The sequence below is a fragment of the Micromonospora sp. KC606 genome (assembly GCF_004348675.1).
Classification (GTDB): domain Bacteria; phylum Actinomycetota; class Actinomycetes; order Mycobacteriales; family Micromonosporaceae; genus Micromonospora.
On record NZ_SMKN01000127.1, the window covers coordinates 1 to 17053 of the forward strand.

Consider the following 17053-nt stretch of genomic DNA (forward strand, 5'->3'; position numbering starts at 1 on the left):
GACCCGGCCGTGACCGGCGGCCGCGGATCGTCCGGTGCTTGTTCGATGGGCGCCGGAACCGGCCCGGTCCGCCCGTCGGGCGGACCGGGCTGCGCCGCCGGTGGCTCGGTGGAGCCGGGCTGTGGGGTGGCGGACGGTTCGACCTGCTCGGTCAATGGCGTTCCTTCCCGTGACGGGGCAGTGAGCAGACGACACCGTAGCCACCAAGATCGAACCCTGCTGCCCCGCCGGACTCAGCCGTTCAGCCATTTCCAGGGGTCGATGCTCACCCGGTTGGCTCCGGGGCCGACGACGGGACGGCCGGAGTCACATCGCCCGGGTTGGGCCGCTCTGGCGTCGGGGCATCGGACGCCGCGTTCGTCGGCGTCGCGCCGGTCGACGCTGCGGCCGTGGGAACCGCACCGGTCGACGGGTCATCGGCCGGCGTCACCGTCGGGGCCGGGGCGCTCGTCGGCGCGACCCCGGGCACGGCGGGAACGGCGACCGGTGGACGGGGCCGGAAGGGCGCCTGCTCCGGGCAGTACGGGTAACCACGCTGAACCGGATTGACCTCGGGCAGGGTCGGATCGTCGCAGGCTGGCCAGCCGAGCCGGATCGGGGTGCCGTTCTGGTCGAACAGCCGCGCGTTCTCGACCAACCGGCCCTCGCTGTCGTAGACGTAGACGTCCTGCACCTGCTCGTAGGGGTTCCCCACGGAGACGGTGTCGTAGCCGTACGGGCTGTCCCAGTTGGTCCGCTCGTCCGCCCGCACGAGCACGACCAGACCGAAGACCACCAGGACGACGGCGGCTGCGTGCATCAGCCGGCGGGGCCAGCGGTTCAGCGTGCCGGTGTTGCGGCCGAGCCAGATCGAGGCGAGCACGGACCCGACCAACAGGACGACTCCGGCGACGACGCTGTGGCCGAGCCGGGGCAGCACGCCGACGTCCCCGTTGCTGCTCAGCACGCCGAGCAGCAGGGCGGCCAGGTAGCCGCGCAGCACCCACCACGCCGGACGGAGCAGCCGCAGGAACTCACCCGCCGAGGCGTACCCGAGCAGGGGCCCCAGCCGAGCGTCGACGCGGGCCAGCCGGCCACGGGCCTGGCGCACGACGGCGGCGATCCGCGACTCCAGACTCCGGCTGCCGCCCCTCGGCTCGCCCGCGCCGGCGGCGGCCCGCAACTCGGCCGCGTACACCTCCGGCTCGCCGAGGCGCTGCACCAGCGAGCCGTCCCCCTCGGCGGCGACCTCCGCGAGGTGCTCCGGCAGGTCCTCGGTCAACTCGTCGAGGAGCGCCGGTGACAGGTCGGCCAGCGCGACCCGCACCCGTCCGACGTAGTCCGTGATCTCCTGCCCCGTGACGGTCATGCCGCCATCCCCCGATCGTCGAGCAGTCTGTCCATCGTGGTGGCGAACGAGCGCCAGGTCTTGCCGGAGCGGGCGAGTTGGTCCCGCCCGGCGGCGTTGAGTGAGTAGTACTTGCGGTGCGGCCCGGACTCGCTCGGCACCACGTAGGTGGTGAGCAGGCCGGCGCCGAAGAGTCGACGTAGTGTGCCGTAGACCGAGGCGTCGCCGACCTCCTCCAGTCCGGCGACCCGGAGCCGGCGCAGGATGTCGTAGCCGTAACCGTCCTCGTCCCGCAGGACGGCGAGCACGGCCAGATCGAGCACACCCTTGAGCAGTTGTGTGGTGTCCACACTTCACACACTACTGTGCATTGCGAAATACCGTCAAGAACGCGGTAGTCGCGCAGGTACGACCGCCGACGAGAGGAGGTCGTGGTCGCGAACCTGAGAGCCTCGGCCGCGGGTGACCGGCTAGTTCGAGGCCACCTGGAGGCTCCAGGCAATGCCGTCGAGGATGTCGTGCTCGGAGGCGACCACCGAGGGCAACCCGGCCCGCTCCATGATCACGCGCAGCACCAGCGCACCCGCCCCGATCACGTCGGCCCGGCCCGGGTGCATCACCGGGATGTCCAGCCGCTGCTCACGGGTCTTCGCCAGCAGGTCGGCTGTCACGTCGGCGACCCGGTCGTACGACACCCGGGCGTGGTGGATGCGCTCCGGGTCGTACTCCGTCAGGCCCTGGGCGATCGCGACGACGGTGGTGACCGAGCCGGCGAGGCCGACCAGCGTGGCGACCTCCCGGCCGGGGACCGCCACCAGCGCGCGGTCCACCGCGACAGCGATGTCGGCCTGCGCGGCGGCGATCTCGTCCAGCCCTGGCGGGTCGCCGTGCAGGTGCCGCTCGGTCATCCGGACGCAACCGATGTCCATCGAGATCGCCGCCTGCACGCCGCCGGCGCGGGTGCCGACGACGAACTCGGTCGAACCACCCCCGATGTCGACCACCAGGTACGGCGGCTCGGCGTCGGCCGGCAGACCACGCACCGCGCCGGTGAAGGAGAGCCGGGCCTCCTCGTCGCCGGTGACCACCTCGGGAGCGACGCCCAGCGTCTGCTCCACCATGGCCCGGAAGTCGCCGGCGTTCTCCGCGTCGCGCGACGCCGAGGTGGCGCACATCCGCACCCGCTCCGCGCCGAACCGCTCGATCTCGACGGCGTAGTCGGCGAGCGCCACCCGGGTCCGCTCGATCGCCTCGGGTGCGAGCCGGCCGGTCCTGTCGACGCCCTGACCGAGCCGGACGATCTCCATCCGGCGGGTCAGGTCGACCAGCGGGGCCTGCGGCCCGGCCGACGGGTCCGGAAGGTCGGCGACCAGCAGGCGAATCGAGTTGGTCCCGCAGTCGATGGCGGCCACACGCGTCGTCACGGCAGCAACCCTACGGCAGCCGGGCCGGGCGGGCGGCCGGCACCGCGATGGCCACCGCCACCGCCGGACCCGCGCGGGATGGCTGGTCGACACGGAGCGTTCACTCAAACGTGACAAATGCTCGCCCGCCGCTACAGCCGCAACAGCATCCGGGTGTTGCCCAGGGTGTTCGGCTTGACCCGTTCCAGGTCCAGGAACTCGGCGACACCCTCGTCGTACGAGCGGAGCAGTTGCTCGTAGACCGGCTGCGGCACTGGCGCGCCGTCGATCTCGGTGAAGCCGAACGAGGCGAAGAACCGGGTCTCGAAGGTGAGCACGAAGATCCGGGCCACCCCCAGCTCCCGTGCGGCCTCGATCAGCTCGGCGACGATGCGGTGGCCGATCCGCTGCCCGCGGCAGGCCGGGTCGACCGCGACCGTGCGGATCTCGGCCAGGTCCTCCCACATCACGTGCAGCGCCCCGCAGCCGACCACGGTGCCGTCGCCGGTCACCGCGACCCGGAACTCCTGCACGTCCTCGAAAAGGGTGACGGTGGCCTTGCTGAGCAGCCGCCGGTCGTCGGTGTAGGTGTCCACGAGCCGCCGGATCCCGCGTACGTCCCCGGTGCGGGCACGGCGGACGACAACGTCGTCCGCGCTCACTCGGCAGCCGGCAGGTCCACGCAGGGACCGGCCGCCCACCACCTCTCCACCAGCGCGAGGGTCTCGTCACCGAACGGGTTGACGCCGGGCCCGGCGGCCAGCGCGTGCCCCAGGTGCACGTGCAGGCACTTCACCCGCCCCGGCATCCCGCCGGCAGAGGTGCCGGCGATCTCCGGCACCTCGCCGATCGCCTGTCGGCGGGTGAGGTAGTCCTCGTGCGCCGCATGGTACCGGGCGGCCAACTCCGGGTCGGTGGCGAGGCGGTCGGCCATCTCCTTCATCAGCCCTGCCGACTCCAGCCGGCTGCACGCCGCCGTCGCGCGGGGGCAGGTCAGGTAGAACAGCGTCGGAAAGGGGGTGCCGTCGGCCAGCCGGGGGGTCGTCTCCACCACGTCGGGCAGGCCGCACGGGCAGCGATGGGCCACCGCCCGGGTGCCCCGGGGCGGGCGTCCGAGCTGCGCGGCCACCGCGGCCAGGTCGGCCTCCGTGGCCGGTTCGCGCCTCGGCGGAGGGACGGAGTCCGCCGCCGGCTCCTGCGGTGGTACGACAGTCACGGTGCCCATCTCTCGTTCGGTGCCGGGGTGCTGCTCACTGGTCGGGGCGGTCGTCGTTCGCCGCGCGCACGCTCGACCACAGCGTGTCGTACCAGGGATCGGGGGTCTTCGACGGGGCCTTCGGCCGCCCGGCCGCGGCCTCCCGGGCGGCGCCCTCCGGGTCGTGCAGCACGATCACCGGGGTCTCGCCCGGCGGGACCATGTAGAACCGCTCCCGCGCCTTGATCTTGATGTATTCCTTGTCCTGCCACTTCGCGGCCTCGGCCGACAGCCGGGCGATATCCTGCCGCTGGGCGGCCTGGGCGGCTTCCATCCGCTCGATGTTCACCTGTTGGTCGAGGTAGACCCGGACCGGATAGGTGTACGCCAGGGCTAGCGCGATCAGTACCGCGAAGAGCACGGTGGCCCGGCCGGTGATGCGTCGGGGGTGAGGTGCGGTCAGCCGCTTGATCGTGCCGCCGGCCGCCGTCCGCCGGGCGGCGGCGGGGCGGCTCGCGGAGCGTACGCCGTCGGCGACCCGCGCCCGCCCGGCGCCGCTCCGCGGCTCGGCGCGGACCCCACCGTCACGGACCGACGCCCGGGCGCGGGCCCCGCCCGGCCGACCGGTCGGTCGGCGGGCGGGACGCGGGCCACCCGGTGTGCGGCGCTGCTGCATCGTCACACCCCTCCCCCGAGGCTTCGCGTTCTCAGGCGGAACGGTAGCGCGGGAACGCGCCCGCGCCGGCGTACCGCGCCGCGTCGGCCAGCTCCTCCTCGATGCGCAGAAGCTGGTTGTACTTCGCGACCCGGTCCGAGCGGGCCGGGGCACCGGTCTTGATCTGCCCGCAGCCGGTAGCCACGGCCAGGTCGGCGATGGTGGTGTCCTCGGTCTCGCCGGAGCGGTGGCTCATCATGCAGGTGAAGCCCGCCCGGTGGGCCAGGTCCACCGCGTCGAGGGTCTCGGTCAGCGAGCCGATCTGGTTGACCTTCACCAGCACCGCGTTGGCGGCCTTCTCGGCGATTCCCCGGGCGATACGCTGCGGGTTGGTGACGAACAGGTCGTCTCCGACGATCTGGATCCGGTCACCCACGGCGGCAGTCAGGGTGGCCCAGCCGCTCCAGTCGTCCTCGGACAGCGGGTCCTCGATGGAGACGATCGGGTAGTCGCCGGAGAGCTTGGTGTAGTAGTTGCTCATCTCCTCGGCACTCTTCGCGCTGCCCTCGAAGGTGTAGTTGCCGTTGTCGAAGAACTCGGTGGCGGCCACGTCGAGGGCGAAGACGATGTCGGTGCCCAGCCGGTAGCCGGCCTTCTCGACCGCCTCGGCGATCAGGTCCAGCGCGGCGGCGTTGGTCGGCAGGTTCGGAGCGAAGCCGCCCTCGTCACCCAGGCCGGTCGACAGGTCCTTCTTCTTCAGCACCGACTTGAGCGCGTGGTAGACCTCGGTGCCGGAGCGCAGCGCCTCGCGGAAGCTGGGCGCGCCGATCGGCGCGATCATGAACTCCTGGATGTCGACGTTCGAGTCGGCGTGCGCCCCACCGTTGAGGATGTTCATCATCGGCACCGGCAGCAGGTGCGCGTTCGGGCCGCCCAGGTAGCGGAACAGGCTCAGCTCGGCGCTGCCGGCGGCGGCCTTCGCCACGGCCAGCGAGACACCGAGGATGGCGTTGGCCCCCAGCTCGGCCTTGTTGTCCGTGCCGTCGAGGTCGAGCATCTTCTGGTCGATCAGCCGCTGCTCGCTTGCCTCGTACCCGATGAGCTGGTCGACGATCTTGTCCTCGATGTTGGCGACCGCCTTCTCGACGCCCTTGCCCTGGTAGCGGTCGGAGTCACCGTCGCGCAGCTCGATCGCCTCGAAGGCGCCGGTGGAGGCGCCGGACGGCACCGCCGCGCGGGCGATCGTGCCGTCGTCGAGGCCCACCTCGACCTCGACCGTCGGGTTGCCCCGCGAGTCGAGAATCTCCCGGGCCACGATTCCCTCGATGGTTGCCACTGAGTCGCTCCTCGTTCGTGTGTGCGAGTCCGGTAGGGCCGCGACGGTGCGGCTGGGGCAGGTGTTGAACGCAGCGTATCGGGCGGCGACCCAGTCCATGGCGTCGCCCGGGTCCCGGCCCGCCTCGTGGACCGCGCGACCGCCCGGACATTCCCGGATTCTCCGGCCTCAACCGGCAACGGGTTTGCGTCCGGTGGACCCGATCGACCAGGCTGGTCGTCATGCCCGCCGTCTCGCCCACGCTTCGCGTGCTCACCGTGTCGGTCATCGCGTCGCTCTCGGTCACCGGTTGCCAGGGCCTGGCCGACACCGGCCGGGTCCTCGGCCGGTCCGATCTGGTCAACGACCTGGCCGCGCGGCTGGACGGGGCGCTGAGCGAGACCTGGGCCGCCGACTACCAGCTCGGCGGGGGCCGGACCGCCTCCATCGCCCAGACGCAGGAACCGCTCCGCTCGACGTACACCTGGCCGGCCGGCAAGATCACCGTCACCCCGGAGGCGGTCACCCAGTGCGAGACCGCCGGTGGGCGTACCGCCTGCACCGTGCTGCCCCCGGCGGTCACCGCCGGCAAGCCGTCGGTGCTGCTCTACGCCGAGGCGAAGAAGCGTGGCCTGGTCACCCCACCGGCGGTGATGGGCCTGCTCACCGACGCCGCCCTCGACCCCGACGCGGTGATCACGCAGAGCGACACGACGGTGGCCGGGCATCATGCCACCTGCGTGGATGTCCGGCGCTCCACCGGCACCTTCCACACCTGCGTGACCAGCGACGGCGTGCTGGGCAGCTTCACCGGCACCCTCGACGGCCGGTCCGCCGAGGTGACGCTGAGCCGCTTCTCCACGGCGGTGGACGCCACCGCGTTCGAGCTGCCCGCGGGTGCCGGCGTGGTGGACCGCCGCCCGCCCCCCTCCTGACCCGGGATCAGATCCCGAGCAGGGTACGCAGGTGACGCGGCGGCGGGCAGTCGTGTGCCAGCATCGCGTCGTGCCACTCGCGCACCGACACGCCGGCCGGCCGGGCACGGGCGATGTCCGCCATCTCGCTCCACCCCACGAAGTACGTGGAGAGCTGGGTGGAGGTGAGCAGCGCCCGCCGCCACTTGCCGGCCGCCTCGCCCTCCTCCTGGAAACCCCGCCCGGTCATCAGCGCCATCGCGTCGGCCTCGGGCAGCTCCGCACAGTGCACGAGCTGGTCGAGCAGCGCGTTGATGGTCATCCGTAGCTGCATCTTGAGCTGCTGCAACCGCACCGGCAGCCCACCGAAGCCGAGGCCGGCCATCAGCTCCTCGGCGTGCACCGCCCAGCCCTCGATGAACACCCCGGACTCGGTCAGCGGGCGGACCCGGGTCGGGCCGGCGTACCGGCGGGCGTGGGCGAGTTGGAGGAAATGCCCCGGCATCGCCTCGTGCACCGTCAGGTTGCGGATCATGTGGTCGTTGTACTCGCGGTAGAACGACTCGACCCGGTTTGCGGGCCACCCCGCCGGGGTGGGCGCGATGCAGTAGAAGGTGGGCAGGTCCGCCGTCTCCAACGGGCCGGGCGAGTCGCAGTAGGCGACCGCCACCCCCCGGGCGAACTCCGGCATCTCCTGAATCACGCACGGATCGTCGACCAACGTCACCAGGTCGTGGGCGCGGACGAAGTCGGTCGCCTCGTCCAGGGTGACCGAGGCGAGGTCCACGATCGTGTGGTCGTCCGGGTGCTCGGCGGCGAGCAGGTCCAGCGCCCGACGTACCGTCTCGTCGTCGGCCGGCCCGCCGACCAGCTCGACCGCCGCCGCCCGGATCTCCTCGGTGACCCGGTCCAGGTTGGCCCACGCCCGCCGCTGGATCTCCGCCGCGCCCAGCTCCGTGTCGAGGGTGTGCCACAGCCGCGCCTCCCAGCGCCGCCGCCCCAGCCGGGGATCGCGGCCCGGGCCGGCGTCTGCCGCCAGGCCGCCCCGTAGCCAGGCCACGAACTCCTCCACCGCCGCGATGGCCGCGGTGGCCGCCGGCCCCAACCGGTCGTACCCCGCGGGCGCCTGGGCCAGCAGCGCCGGCACCTCGTCGCGAATCAGCGCCGCCGTGCCGGTGAACTGCCCGACCGCCGTCTCGGCGTGGATCCGCGGCATGTCGCGCAGCGTCGCCCGCGCGGTCGCCAGGGCGTCGGGTACGGCCGTCAGCCTCCCCGCCAGGTGGGTCAGCCGCTCCTCCACCGGTGCGTACGGGCGGGCCAACAGGGCGTGCAGCAGCGGGCCCGGGTTGTGCCGCAGCGGATCCCACTCGTGGCTGCGGATCTCGGCGTTCTCGAACAACGCCCGGTCCACGAACGAGCTGAGCAGCGCGTGGTCGACCTGCTCGTCGACGTCGAGGGCGTCCGCGTCCAACTCGGCGAGCGCGTCGGCGGCCTCCTTCAGCATCGCCTGGTCCGCCGCGACCGCGTCGGTGGAGAGGTCGGGCAGCCGGTCGGCGTACCGATGGTCACCGACCGACGTGGCAAGGCCGGGGCGGCTCTCCAGCAGGGCTTCCACGATCCGCTCGGCGAGCGGCACGAAGGATTCCATTCCGAAACCCTACCGATCGCGGGAGCCGCCGGACGATGATCAACCAGGGTTGCGGGCGGGCCCTTCGGCGGCCCGGACCGCGTCGGCGTACGCGAGTGTGGTGCGGCGCAGCGCCGCCTCCGGGTCGATGCCAGCCTCCCGGGCGGCGGCGACAGTGGCCAGCAGGCTCGCGCCCAGTCTCGCCTCGGGGTCGACCTGCGAGTCGGCCAGCGGGGGCGGGACGGCCAGGCCGACCCGGCCGGCCCGGTCCAGGATCTTGGCGGCCAGGGCGAGCGCGGGCTGGCTCAACGCGATGCCGTCGAGCACCGACGCGCGGCCCTTCTCGGCCCGCTTGATCTCCTCCCAGCTCGCCTCGATCTCCGCCAGGGTGCTCGCCTCGCCACCGGCGAAGACGTGCGGATTGCGGCGGACCATCTTGTCCACCAGGACACCGGCCACGTCGTCGACGTTCCACCGCTGGGCCTCGGGCAGGTTCTCCGCCAGCCGCGCGTGCAGCAGCACCTGGAGCAACACGTCGCCCAACTCCTCGCGGAGCGCGTCGGTGTCGTCGGCGCTGATCGCGTCGTACGCCTCGTAGCACTCCTCCAACAGAAAACCGGCGAGGCTGCGGTGCGTCTGCGCCCGCTTCCACGGGTCGCCGCCCGGGGAGGCGAGCCGGTCCATCACCTCGACCGCGTCCAGCAGCCGGGCGCCGGGCGGATCCCACGAGCCGTACATCAGCTCCAGCTCGGCCAGCCCGGGCTCCCGGGCCAGCCGCAGCCCCAGCTCCCGGGCCAGCGACTCGTCGCCGGTCGGCCCGGCCAGCCAGACCGCCGAGCCGTGCTCGGCGACCGCGTTGAGCAGCGCCTGGGTTGCGTCGGCGTCGACCACGGTGACCTCGACGCCCGCCGCCCGCACCGCCGCCGTCAGCTGGCTCTCCACGCCGGTCAGCACCGGCGCGGAGCGTACGACGTCCCAGGCGGCGGCGGTCAGCAGGCCGGCGGGCAACCGGGGCGAGGTGACCAGCAGGACGATCCGGGCGCAGGTGCTCAGGGCGCCACCGCCCCGTTCTGCTCGGCCGGGGTGACGGCCGGCTCGGGGGTCGAGACCTCGGTGACCGGGCTGCTGGCCTCGACGTACGGCAGGGCGTAGAAGATCAGCTCCTGGCCCCTGTTCACAAAGGACGGCACCCCGAGGGGCGTGAAGCGCGGGTTCACCGAGAGGTCGACCTTGTCGGCCTGCTCCTCCATCGCCGCGCTGAGGGCCGCCGCCGAACGCACGAAGCCACCGTCGCCGAAGAGCTGCCGCACCTGGGCCACGGTCAGCCCGGGCTGAACCCCGCCAGCCTTCGCGATGGCGTGGTAGACCGCCATCACCGACTCGTCGCTCAGCTCGGCCGGCGGCAGCTTCTGGTTGAGCGCCATGGAGATGTCCACCCACTCGCCCCACAGCTGCGCGTACTCGGCCTGCGGCGGCATCCGCAGCTCCGGGGCGAGCTGCTCCGGGGTGAACTGGTCGGTCACCGACAGGCCCCGCTCGGCCACGATCCGCTTGCCGAGATCAATGCTGACCAGCAGGTTCACCACGTCCTGCCGGGTCACCGCCGAGCGGAGCTGATCCGCCGTGGGGACGGCGCCGGCCTCGGCGGCCTGCTGCCGCACCGCGTCAGCGAAGCGCGACTGGGCGTCGTCGTAGACCTCGTCCACCCGGGCGACCGAGTAGGTGCGGTCCCCGACGTACGCCGCCACGTCCGGCGACATCCTGCCGCAGGCGGTCAGGGAGAGGACACCGAGAGCCGCGACGCTGGCGGCGGCGATGAGACGGCGAGCACGCATGACCGTCACTCTCTCATGCCCTCTCCGCTGCGGTGACGGCCCCCACCCTCCTCGCCCGCCGGGTCATGCCTCCACTCCGGCCCGCTCCTCGGGCTCGCCGTGTCACCCTCCGCTCGCCACCGCGGGGCGGGCAGAACCGGCCCGCTCCTCGGGCTCACCATGTCACCCTCCGCTCGCCACTGCGGGGCGGGCAGAACCGGCCCGCTCCGCGGGCTCACCATGTCACCCTCCGCTCGCCACCGCGGGGCGGGCAGAACCGGCCCGCTCCGCGGGCTCGCCCAGCACGTCGGAGAGGAGTTGGGCGCACCACTCGAGCAGGGCCTGGTCGCGCAGCGGCTCGCCACCCACCCGACGGGTGCTCGGCCGGGGCACGCTGACCTGGTCGAGCGCGGATTTGTAGACCGAGTCCGGGTGGTAGCGCTTGAGGCGCAGCTGCTTCGAGTCGGGCAGCGGCAGCGGGCTGAACCGGATGAGCTTGCCCTGCATCGACACGTCGGTGAGGCCGTACCGGCGCGCCAGCAACCGGAACCGGGCCACCGCCACCAGGTTCTGCACCGGGGCGGGCGGCTCGCCGTAGCGGTCAGTCATCTCGGCGACCACCTCGCGCAGCCGCTCGGGGTCGCGCGCCTCGGCGAGCTTGCGGTACATCTCCAGGCGCAGCCGCTCCACGCCGACGTAGTCGTGCGGCAGGTGCGCGTCGATCGGAAGGTCGATCTTGACGTCGGCCTCCTCCTCGGTGCGCTCGCCCTTGAACGCCGACACCGCCTCGCCGACCATCCGGACGTACAGGTCGAAGCCGACGCCTTCGATGTGACCTGACTGCTCGCCGCCGAGCAGGTTGCCGGCGCCCCGGATCTCCAGGTCCTTCATCGCCACGTACATGCCGGCGCCCAGCTCGGTGTGCTGGGCGATGGTGGCCAGCCGCTCGTGCGCGTGCTCGGTGAGCGGCTTGTCCGGCGGGTAGAGGAAGTACGCGTACGCCCGTTCCCGGCCCCGGCCGACCCGACCCCGGATCTGGTGCAGCTGGGCCAGGCCCAAAAGGTCGGCCCGCTCCACGATCAGGGTGTTGGCGTTCGGGATGTCGATGCCCGACTCGACGATCGTGGTGCAGACCAGGACGTCGAACTCCTTCTCCCAGAAGCCGATCATCACCTTCTCCAGGGCCTCCTCGCCCATCTGACCGTGCGCCACCGCCACCCGCGCCTCGGGCACCAGCTCGCGGATCCGGCGGGCCGCCCGCTCGATCGACTCGACCCGGTTGTGCAGGTAGAAGACCTGCCCGTCGCGGAGCAGCTCGCGGTGGATGGAGGCGGCCACCTGCCGGTCGTCGTGCGCCCCGACGAAGGTGAGCACCGGGTGCCGCTCCTCCGGCGGGGTCGCGATGGTGGACATCTCCCGGATGCCGGTGATCGCCATCTCCAGCGTCCGGGGGATCGGGGTGGCCGACATGCTCAGCACGTCGACCGAGGCCCGCATGCTCTTGAGGTGCTCCTTGTGCTCGACGCCGAAACGCTGCTCCTCGTCGACGATCACCAACCCGAGAGACTTGAACCGGGTGGCCGCCTGGAGCAGCCGGTGGGTGCCGATGACGATGTCGACGGTGCCGTCGGCGACCATCTCCAGCGTCCGCTCGCTCTCCTTCGGCGTCTGGAACCGGGAGAGCTGCCGGATGGCCACCGGGAACTGGCCCATCCGCTCGGCGAACGTGTTGTAGTGCTGCTGCACCAGCAGGGTGGTGGGCACCAGCACCGCCACCTGCTTGCCGTCCTGGACCGCCTTGAACGCCGCCCGGACCGCGATCTCGGTCTTGCCGTACCCGACGTCGCCGCAGATCAGCCGGTCCATCGGGACGGTCTGCTCCATGTCCCGCTTGACCTCTTCGATCGCGGCGAGCTGGTCCGGCGTCTCCTGCCACGGGAAGGCGTCCTCCAGCTCCCGCTGCCACGGGGTGTCCGGGCCGAACGCGTGCCCCCGGGACGCCTTCCGGGCGGCGTAGAGCTGGATCAGCTGGGCGGCGATCTCGCGGACCGCCTTGCGGGCCCGGGCCTTGGACTTCTGCCAGTCCGATCCACCCATCTTGTGCAGGGTGGGCTGCTCGCCGCCGACGTACCGGGAGAGCTGGTCGAGCTGGTCGGTGGGGACGAACAGCCGGTCGCCGGGCTGGCCGCGCTTGCTCGGGGCGTACTCGATGACGAGGTACTCGCGGCTGGCGCCGTTGACCGTGCGCTGCACCAGCTCGACGTACCGGCCGATGCCGTGCTGCTCGTGCACGACGTGGTCGCCGGTCTTGAGCTCCAGCGGGTCGATGGTGTTGCGCCGCCGGCTCGGCATGCGGCGCATGTCCCGGGTGGAGGCGCCCCGGCCACCCGTGACGTCGTAGCCGGTGAGCAGCACGAACCGGGACGCCTCGTCGACGAAGCCGGCGGTCAGCCGGCCGCAGGAGATCAGCAGCTCGCCGGGGGCCGGCGCGGCCGGCACCTGGTCGACCAGACGGGCGCCGAGACCCGCGTCGTGGAGCACCTCGACGGCCCGCTGGGCAGGGCCGTGGCCCTCGAAGACCAGCGCGATCGACCAGCCCTCGCCGGCCCAGCGCTTGAGGTCGTCGACCACCCGGGCGGTCTCGCCGTGGTAGAGCGGGGCGGGCTGGGCGGCCAGGGTCACCGCGATGGCGTCGTCCGGGGCGACGTCGACCTCGCTGGGCGCGTCCTCCCACGGCTGCCGGGCCGGGGCGTTGGCGTCGGCCTCGACCAGGCCGAACGGCGCGAGCGTCCACCACGACTGGCGCAGGGTACGGGCGTGCGCGCGGACGTCGGCGAGGGTCCGGAACGCGGCGGCGCCGACATCCACCGGGGCCTGCCCGCCGGTCGCGGCGGCCTGCCAGCTGGCCTGGAGAAACTCGTCGGAGGTCCGGACCAGGTCGTGCGCCCGGGTGCGGATCCGCTCCGGGTCGCAGAGCAGCACGTGGGTGCCGGCCGGCATGCAGTCCAGCAGCAGCTCCATCGAGTCGGCGCCGATCAGCGCCGGGGCGAGGGACTCCATACCCTCGACCGGCATGCCCTCGGCCAGCTTGTCGAGAATCTCGGCCAGCTCCGGGTGCTCCTCGGCGAGCGCGGCGGCCCGCTTCCGCACCGCCGGCGTGAGCAGCAACTCCCGGCAGGGCGGGGCCCACAGCTGCGGAACGCCGGAGATGGTGCGCTGGTCGGCGACGGCGAAGGTGCGGATCTCCTCCACCTCGTCGCCCCAGAACTCGATCCGGGACGGGTGCTCATCGGTGGGCGGGAAGACGTCCAGGATGCCGCCACGGACGGCGAACTCGCCCCGTTTGGTGACCAGGTCGACCCGGGCGTACGCCATGTCGGTGAGCCGGCGGGCCACCTCCTCCAGGTCCGCCTCGTCACCGGCGGCGAGCTGCACCGGCTCCAGATCGCCGAGCCCCTTGAGCTGCGGCTGGAGCAGCGACCGGACGGGGGCCACGACCACCCGCAGGGCGCCGGCCCGGCCGTGCGCGTCCACCGACTCCGGGTGCGCCAGCCGGCGCAGCACGGCCAGCCGCCGGCCGACCGTGTCGGAGCGCGGCGAGAGCCGCTCGTGCGGCAGCGTCTCCCAGGACGGGAAGACCGCCACCTGCTCCGCCGGCAGCAGGCTGCCCAGCGCGGCGGCCAGGTCGTCGGCCTCGCGGGTGGTGGCGGTCACCGCGAGCACGGGACGCCCGGCCCCACCGGCCGGCTCGTCGGCCGCGACGGCGGCGACGGCGAACGGGCGCAGCGCGGCCGGGGCGGTGAGGTCCAGGCCGTCCACCTGGGCGGCACCGGAGCGCGCCAGGTCGCGCGCCCGGGCCAGCCCGGGGTCGGCCAGGGCGGCGGCGAACAGTCCGGTGAGCATCAGTGATCACTTCCCGCGGGGATGGCACACGACGATCACCCCTCGCCCGGTCGGGACGGGGGGTGCACGCCTCGACACTATCTCCACGGGAGCCGATCGGCCGCCGCGCCGTCGAGGAACATTCCGCAAGATCCACGCCAGCTGCGGCAGGTAGCGCTATCGGGCCCCCCGGACACCGCCGTTTCCCGCCGGTGGCGCGGTGGTCTTCCCGCCGGTGGCGCGGTGGTCTTCCCGCCGGTGGCGCGGTGGTCTTCCCGCCGGTGGCGCGGTGGTCTTCCCGCAGGTCGCGCGGTGGCCGGCGGGCCTCCGGGCGTGTCGGGCCACAACGGGAGCGGGGGATCTTGACGAGGCGGGCGGCGGATGGTCGGCTGGGGCCATGACGGGGCAGCATCGCGCACAGTTCGACGCGGACATCACCTTCGCCAACGGCGGCGGCCTGCGGGCCGACGGTTTCCGGCTGGACATCGCCGGTCCGGAGATCGATGACGACGACCTGGCGGCACTCCTCGTCCGGCACCTCGGGCTGCTGATGGTGGACGAGGTGCGGATCAGCAACAAGACGATCATCGAGGAGCCGCACAAGGGCGGCCGGGGCGTTGCCGCACCAGGCACCGGTGACGCCCGACGCCTGGTTGAGCTGAGCCACGTCATCACCGACGGCATGGTCACCCTGCCCGGCTGGCCGGTGCCCCGGATCACCGAGTGGCTGACCCGGGAGGCATCCCGGGCGAACTACGCCCCGGGCACCGAGTTCCAGGTGGGCCGGATCGACATGATCGCCAACACCGGCACCTACCTGGACGCTCCGGCGCACCGGTACGCCGACGGGGCGGACCTCACCGGCGTACCGCTGGACCGCCTCGCCGATCTGCCCGGGATCCTGGTCCGGGTGCCCGCCGGGACGCGGGCGGTGGACCGGCTACTGCTGGCTCCGTACGACGTGGCCGGGCGGGCGGTGCTGCTGCACACCGGCTGGTCCGCGCACTTCGGCACCGACCGGTACGCCGCACCCGACGCGCCCCACCTGACCGCCGACGGGGCAGCGGCGCTGGTCGAGGCGGGCGCGACCCTGGTCGGCATCGACTCGATCAACATCGACGACATGAGCCCGGCCGCCCGGGGCGAACGTCCCGCGCACAGCACGCTGCTGGCCGCTGGAATCCCCGTCGTCGAGCACCTGACCGGCCTGGACGCGCTGCCGCCGGAGGGATTCCGGTTCACCGCCGCCCCGCCGAGGGTTGCCGGGATGGGCACCTTCCCCGTCCGTGCCTTCGCGCTCCGCTGAGTCGCCCCCGCCCCGTCGCCCGCCGACCATCGCCCGTCAACCTCGTCGCGGCACAAGATCCACTCTGGTTGCGCCAGATCGGCGTGTCCCGTTATCGGGACACCACCACCTGGCGCAATCGGAGCGGCGAGGTCGACCGGTCAGGCAAAGCGCGGTTCAGGCCACCCGGAGTGGAGTCGGGCCCAGCCCTCGCACCAACCGCCGGGACAGGTACGCGAGGGCGCGGGACTGGGCCAGGTCGATTGGTGCCTACACCGAGAAGCCACGCCCTATCGACTCGTTGACCCAGCGCATCGAGTCGGGCGAGTCTCCACCGGGCGCCAAGCTGCCGTCCGGCACGGGACTCTGCCTTGAGTTCGACGTCTCTCGCCAGGTGGTGCGATCCGCCATTGACTGGCTGAAGGCGCGTGGGCTCGTTGACGGCGCACCTGGAGCGGGTGTATTCGTTCGCGAGCCCGGCGCTCAGTAGCGGACGCGAATCCGCCGCTCGCCCGCGTCCACCCGGATCTCCCCACCGTACGGGAGGATGAGCTGCGGGTCGGTGTGCCCGAAGTCGACGTCGAAGACCACCACCGGGTCGTCGGCGTACGGCGCGAGCGCGTTCAGCACCGCCTCCCGCTGTGCCTCACCCCAGGCGATCCGCTGCTCCAGCGTGTTCGGGTTGCCGAAGTCCCACGCCTTGGGGCGGGCAACCACGATCGCCGGGAAGGCGGAGAGAAACCCGCGCTCCCCCATGTTCCGGATAATCCGGAAAACCTCCTTCGCGGTGGGCATCTCGTTCGAGGTCTCGATGACCAGCACCGACCCGGCCAACTCCCCGGCCGACGGCACCCGATCGGCGGCCATCAGCCAGTGCAGAATCTCCAGGCAGCCGCCCCAGGTCCGCCCCTGCACCACGCGCGGAGGACCCTGCCAGCGCCACCCCTCACCCGGGAGCATCTCCGGCTCAAACGTCAACGTTTCCGGCTCGGTCCACGGGTTCGGCTTGTCACCCCACTCGGTGGCGGGGGTCAGCTCGTACCAGCCGGAGGCGAGCAGGGCGGCGCGCAGCGAGTCGAACGTCAGCGGGTGCGGCCGGCCGGGCCGGCCGAGGTGCACCAGGACCGACCCGCCGTGGTACGCCACGATCCCGAGGCGGTACAGGTGGTTGAGGATGTTGGTGTTGTCCGAGTAGCCGAAGTACGGCTTCGGGTTTGCCCGGATCACCACGTCGTCGAGGAACGGGGTGACGGTGATCAAGTCGTCCCCGCCCACGGTGGCCAGGACGGCGGTGATCGTCGGATCGGCGAAGGCGGCGCTGACGTCCCGGGCCCGGTCCCTCGGGTCGGCCCCCGCCAACCGGGTCGTCGGGAACTCGACGGGCTCCAGGCCGAACTCCTCGCGCAGCCGGCGCAGTCCCAGCTCGTACACGTGGGGAAAGAGCGCCGGCAGGCCGGCGGAGGGCGAGACCACCGCAACCCGGTCGCCCGGCTTCGGCTTGGGGGGATAGCTCGGGTACGCCATCCCCGGACGGTACCGACGGCGCCACCCGCTCCGCCCGATAGCCCGCACCCTCAGTCCAGCGCCCCGCGCGCCACCGCCGACCCAATCAGGGTGGCCGGGATGGATATCTTCC

General features: G+C 72.7%; 15 protein-coding genes. 3 read left to right on the top strand and 12 right to left on the bottom strand.

Features of this window, described 5'->3' with window-relative positions; genetic code table 11:
* Positions 1 to 265: 265 nt before the first annotated feature.
* The 7 genes from E1193_RS21260 to eno all read right to left on the bottom strand — a co-directional run bounded on the left by E1193_RS21260 (position 266) and on the right by eno (position 5916).
* On the bottom strand, positions 266 to 1348 hold the full coding sequence (locus E1193_RS21260; protein ID WP_132184951.1) for a hypothetical protein: 1083 nt from the start codon (positions 1346 to 1348) through the stop codon (positions 266 to 268).
* Positions 1345 to 1677: a PadR family transcriptional regulator gene (locus tag E1193_RS21265; protein ID WP_132184952.1), complete on the bottom strand. Its 333-nt coding sequence runs from the start codon at positions 1675 to 1677 to the stop codon at positions 1345 to 1347. Before E1193_RS21265 ends, E1193_RS21260 begins: the two co-directional genes overlap by 4 nt.
* A 120-nt stretch (positions 1678 to 1797) precedes the next feature.
* Positions 1798 to 2739, bottom strand: coding sequence for a Ppx/GppA phosphatase family protein (locus E1193_RS21270; protein ID WP_132184963.1), 942 nt, complete (start codon positions 2737 to 2739; stop codon positions 1798 to 1800).
* Between the two features lie 143 nt (positions 2740 to 2882).
* On the bottom strand, positions 2883 to 3392 hold the full coding sequence (locus E1193_RS21275) for an amino-acid N-acetyltransferase (RefSeq protein ID WP_132184953.1): 510 nt from the start codon (positions 3390 to 3392) through the stop codon (positions 2883 to 2885).
* Positions 3389 to 3946, bottom strand: a complete 558-nt coding sequence (locus E1193_RS21280) for a DUF501 domain-containing protein (RefSeq protein WP_132184954.1) — start codon at positions 3944 to 3946, stop codon at positions 3389 to 3391. The genes E1193_RS21275 and E1193_RS21280 overlap by 4 nt, the downstream gene beginning before the upstream one ends.
* Positions 3947 to 3980: 34 nt before the next feature.
* Positions 3981 to 4601: a septum formation initiator family protein gene (locus E1193_RS21285; protein WP_132184955.1), complete on the bottom strand. Its 621-nt coding sequence runs from the start codon at positions 4599 to 4601 to the stop codon at positions 3981 to 3983.
* Between the two features lie 31 nt (positions 4602 to 4632).
* Entirely contained in the window at positions 4633 to 5916 is a 1284-nt protein-coding gene (gene eno / locus E1193_RS21290) for a phosphopyruvate hydratase (protein WP_132184956.1), read from the bottom strand.
* Between the two features lie 221 nt (positions 5917 to 6137).
* Here eno and E1193_RS21295 point away from each other — a divergent pair, with 221 nt between their 5' ends.
* Positions 6138 to 6830 carry a hypothetical protein gene (locus E1193_RS21295; RefSeq protein WP_132184957.1) on the top strand — a complete coding sequence of 231 codons (693 nt, stop codon included), beginning with the start codon at positions 6138 to 6140 and terminating at the stop codon, positions 6828 to 6830.
* A 7-nt stretch (positions 6831 to 6837) separates the two neighbouring features.
* On the opposite strand, the gene E1193_RS21300 is transcribed toward E1193_RS21295, so the two are convergent.
* The 4 genes from E1193_RS21300 to mfd all read right to left on the bottom strand — a co-directional run bounded on the left by E1193_RS21300 (position 6838) and on the right by mfd (position 14153).
* Positions 6838 to 8457: a DUF885 domain-containing protein gene (locus tag E1193_RS21300; protein ID WP_132184958.1), complete on the bottom strand. Its 1620-nt coding sequence runs from the start codon at positions 8455 to 8457 to the stop codon at positions 6838 to 6840.
* Positions 8458 to 8496: 39 nt separating this feature from the next.
* Positions 8497 to 9489, bottom strand: coding sequence for a nucleoside triphosphate pyrophosphohydrolase (locus tag E1193_RS21305; RefSeq protein WP_132184964.1), 993 nt, complete (start codon positions 9487 to 9489; stop codon positions 8497 to 8499).
* The gene (locus E1193_RS21310) at positions 9486 to 10271 is read right to left on the bottom strand and encodes a hypothetical protein (RefSeq protein ID WP_132184959.1); all 786 of its coding nucleotides are present in this window, start codon (positions 10269 to 10271) and stop codon (positions 9486 to 9488) included. The genes E1193_RS21305 and E1193_RS21310 overlap by 4 nt, the downstream gene beginning before the upstream one ends.
* Positions 10272 to 10493: 222 nt before the next feature.
* Positions 10494 to 14153, bottom strand: a complete 3660-nt coding sequence (mfd, locus tag E1193_RS21315; protein WP_132184960.1) for a transcription-repair coupling factor — start codon at positions 14151 to 14153, stop codon at positions 10494 to 10496.
* Positions 14154 to 14529: 376 nt separating this feature from the next.
* On the opposite strand from mfd, the gene E1193_RS21320 reads away from it, so the two are divergent.
* Complete coding sequence (locus E1193_RS21320; protein ID WP_132184961.1) at positions 14530 to 15438, top strand: cyclase family protein; 909 nt, start codon at positions 14530 to 14532, stop codon at positions 15436 to 15438.
* Positions 15419 to 15907 (top strand): winged helix-turn-helix domain-containing protein, encoded by a 489-nt coding sequence (locus E1193_RS33325; protein WP_243707817.1) that lies wholly within the window; start codon positions 15419 to 15421, stop codon positions 15905 to 15907. The genes E1193_RS21320 and E1193_RS33325 overlap by 20 nt, the downstream gene beginning before the upstream one ends.
* On the opposite strand, the gene E1193_RS21330 is transcribed toward E1193_RS33325, so the two are convergent.
* Positions 15901 to 16941 carry a S66 peptidase family protein gene (locus tag E1193_RS21330; protein WP_132184962.1) on the bottom strand — a complete coding sequence of 347 codons (1041 nt, stop codon included), beginning with the start codon at positions 16939 to 16941 and terminating at the stop codon, positions 15901 to 15903. The two genes, E1193_RS33325 and E1193_RS21330, sit on opposite strands and share 7 nt — an antisense overlap.
* Between the last annotated feature and the right edge of the window lie 112 nt (positions 16942 to 17053).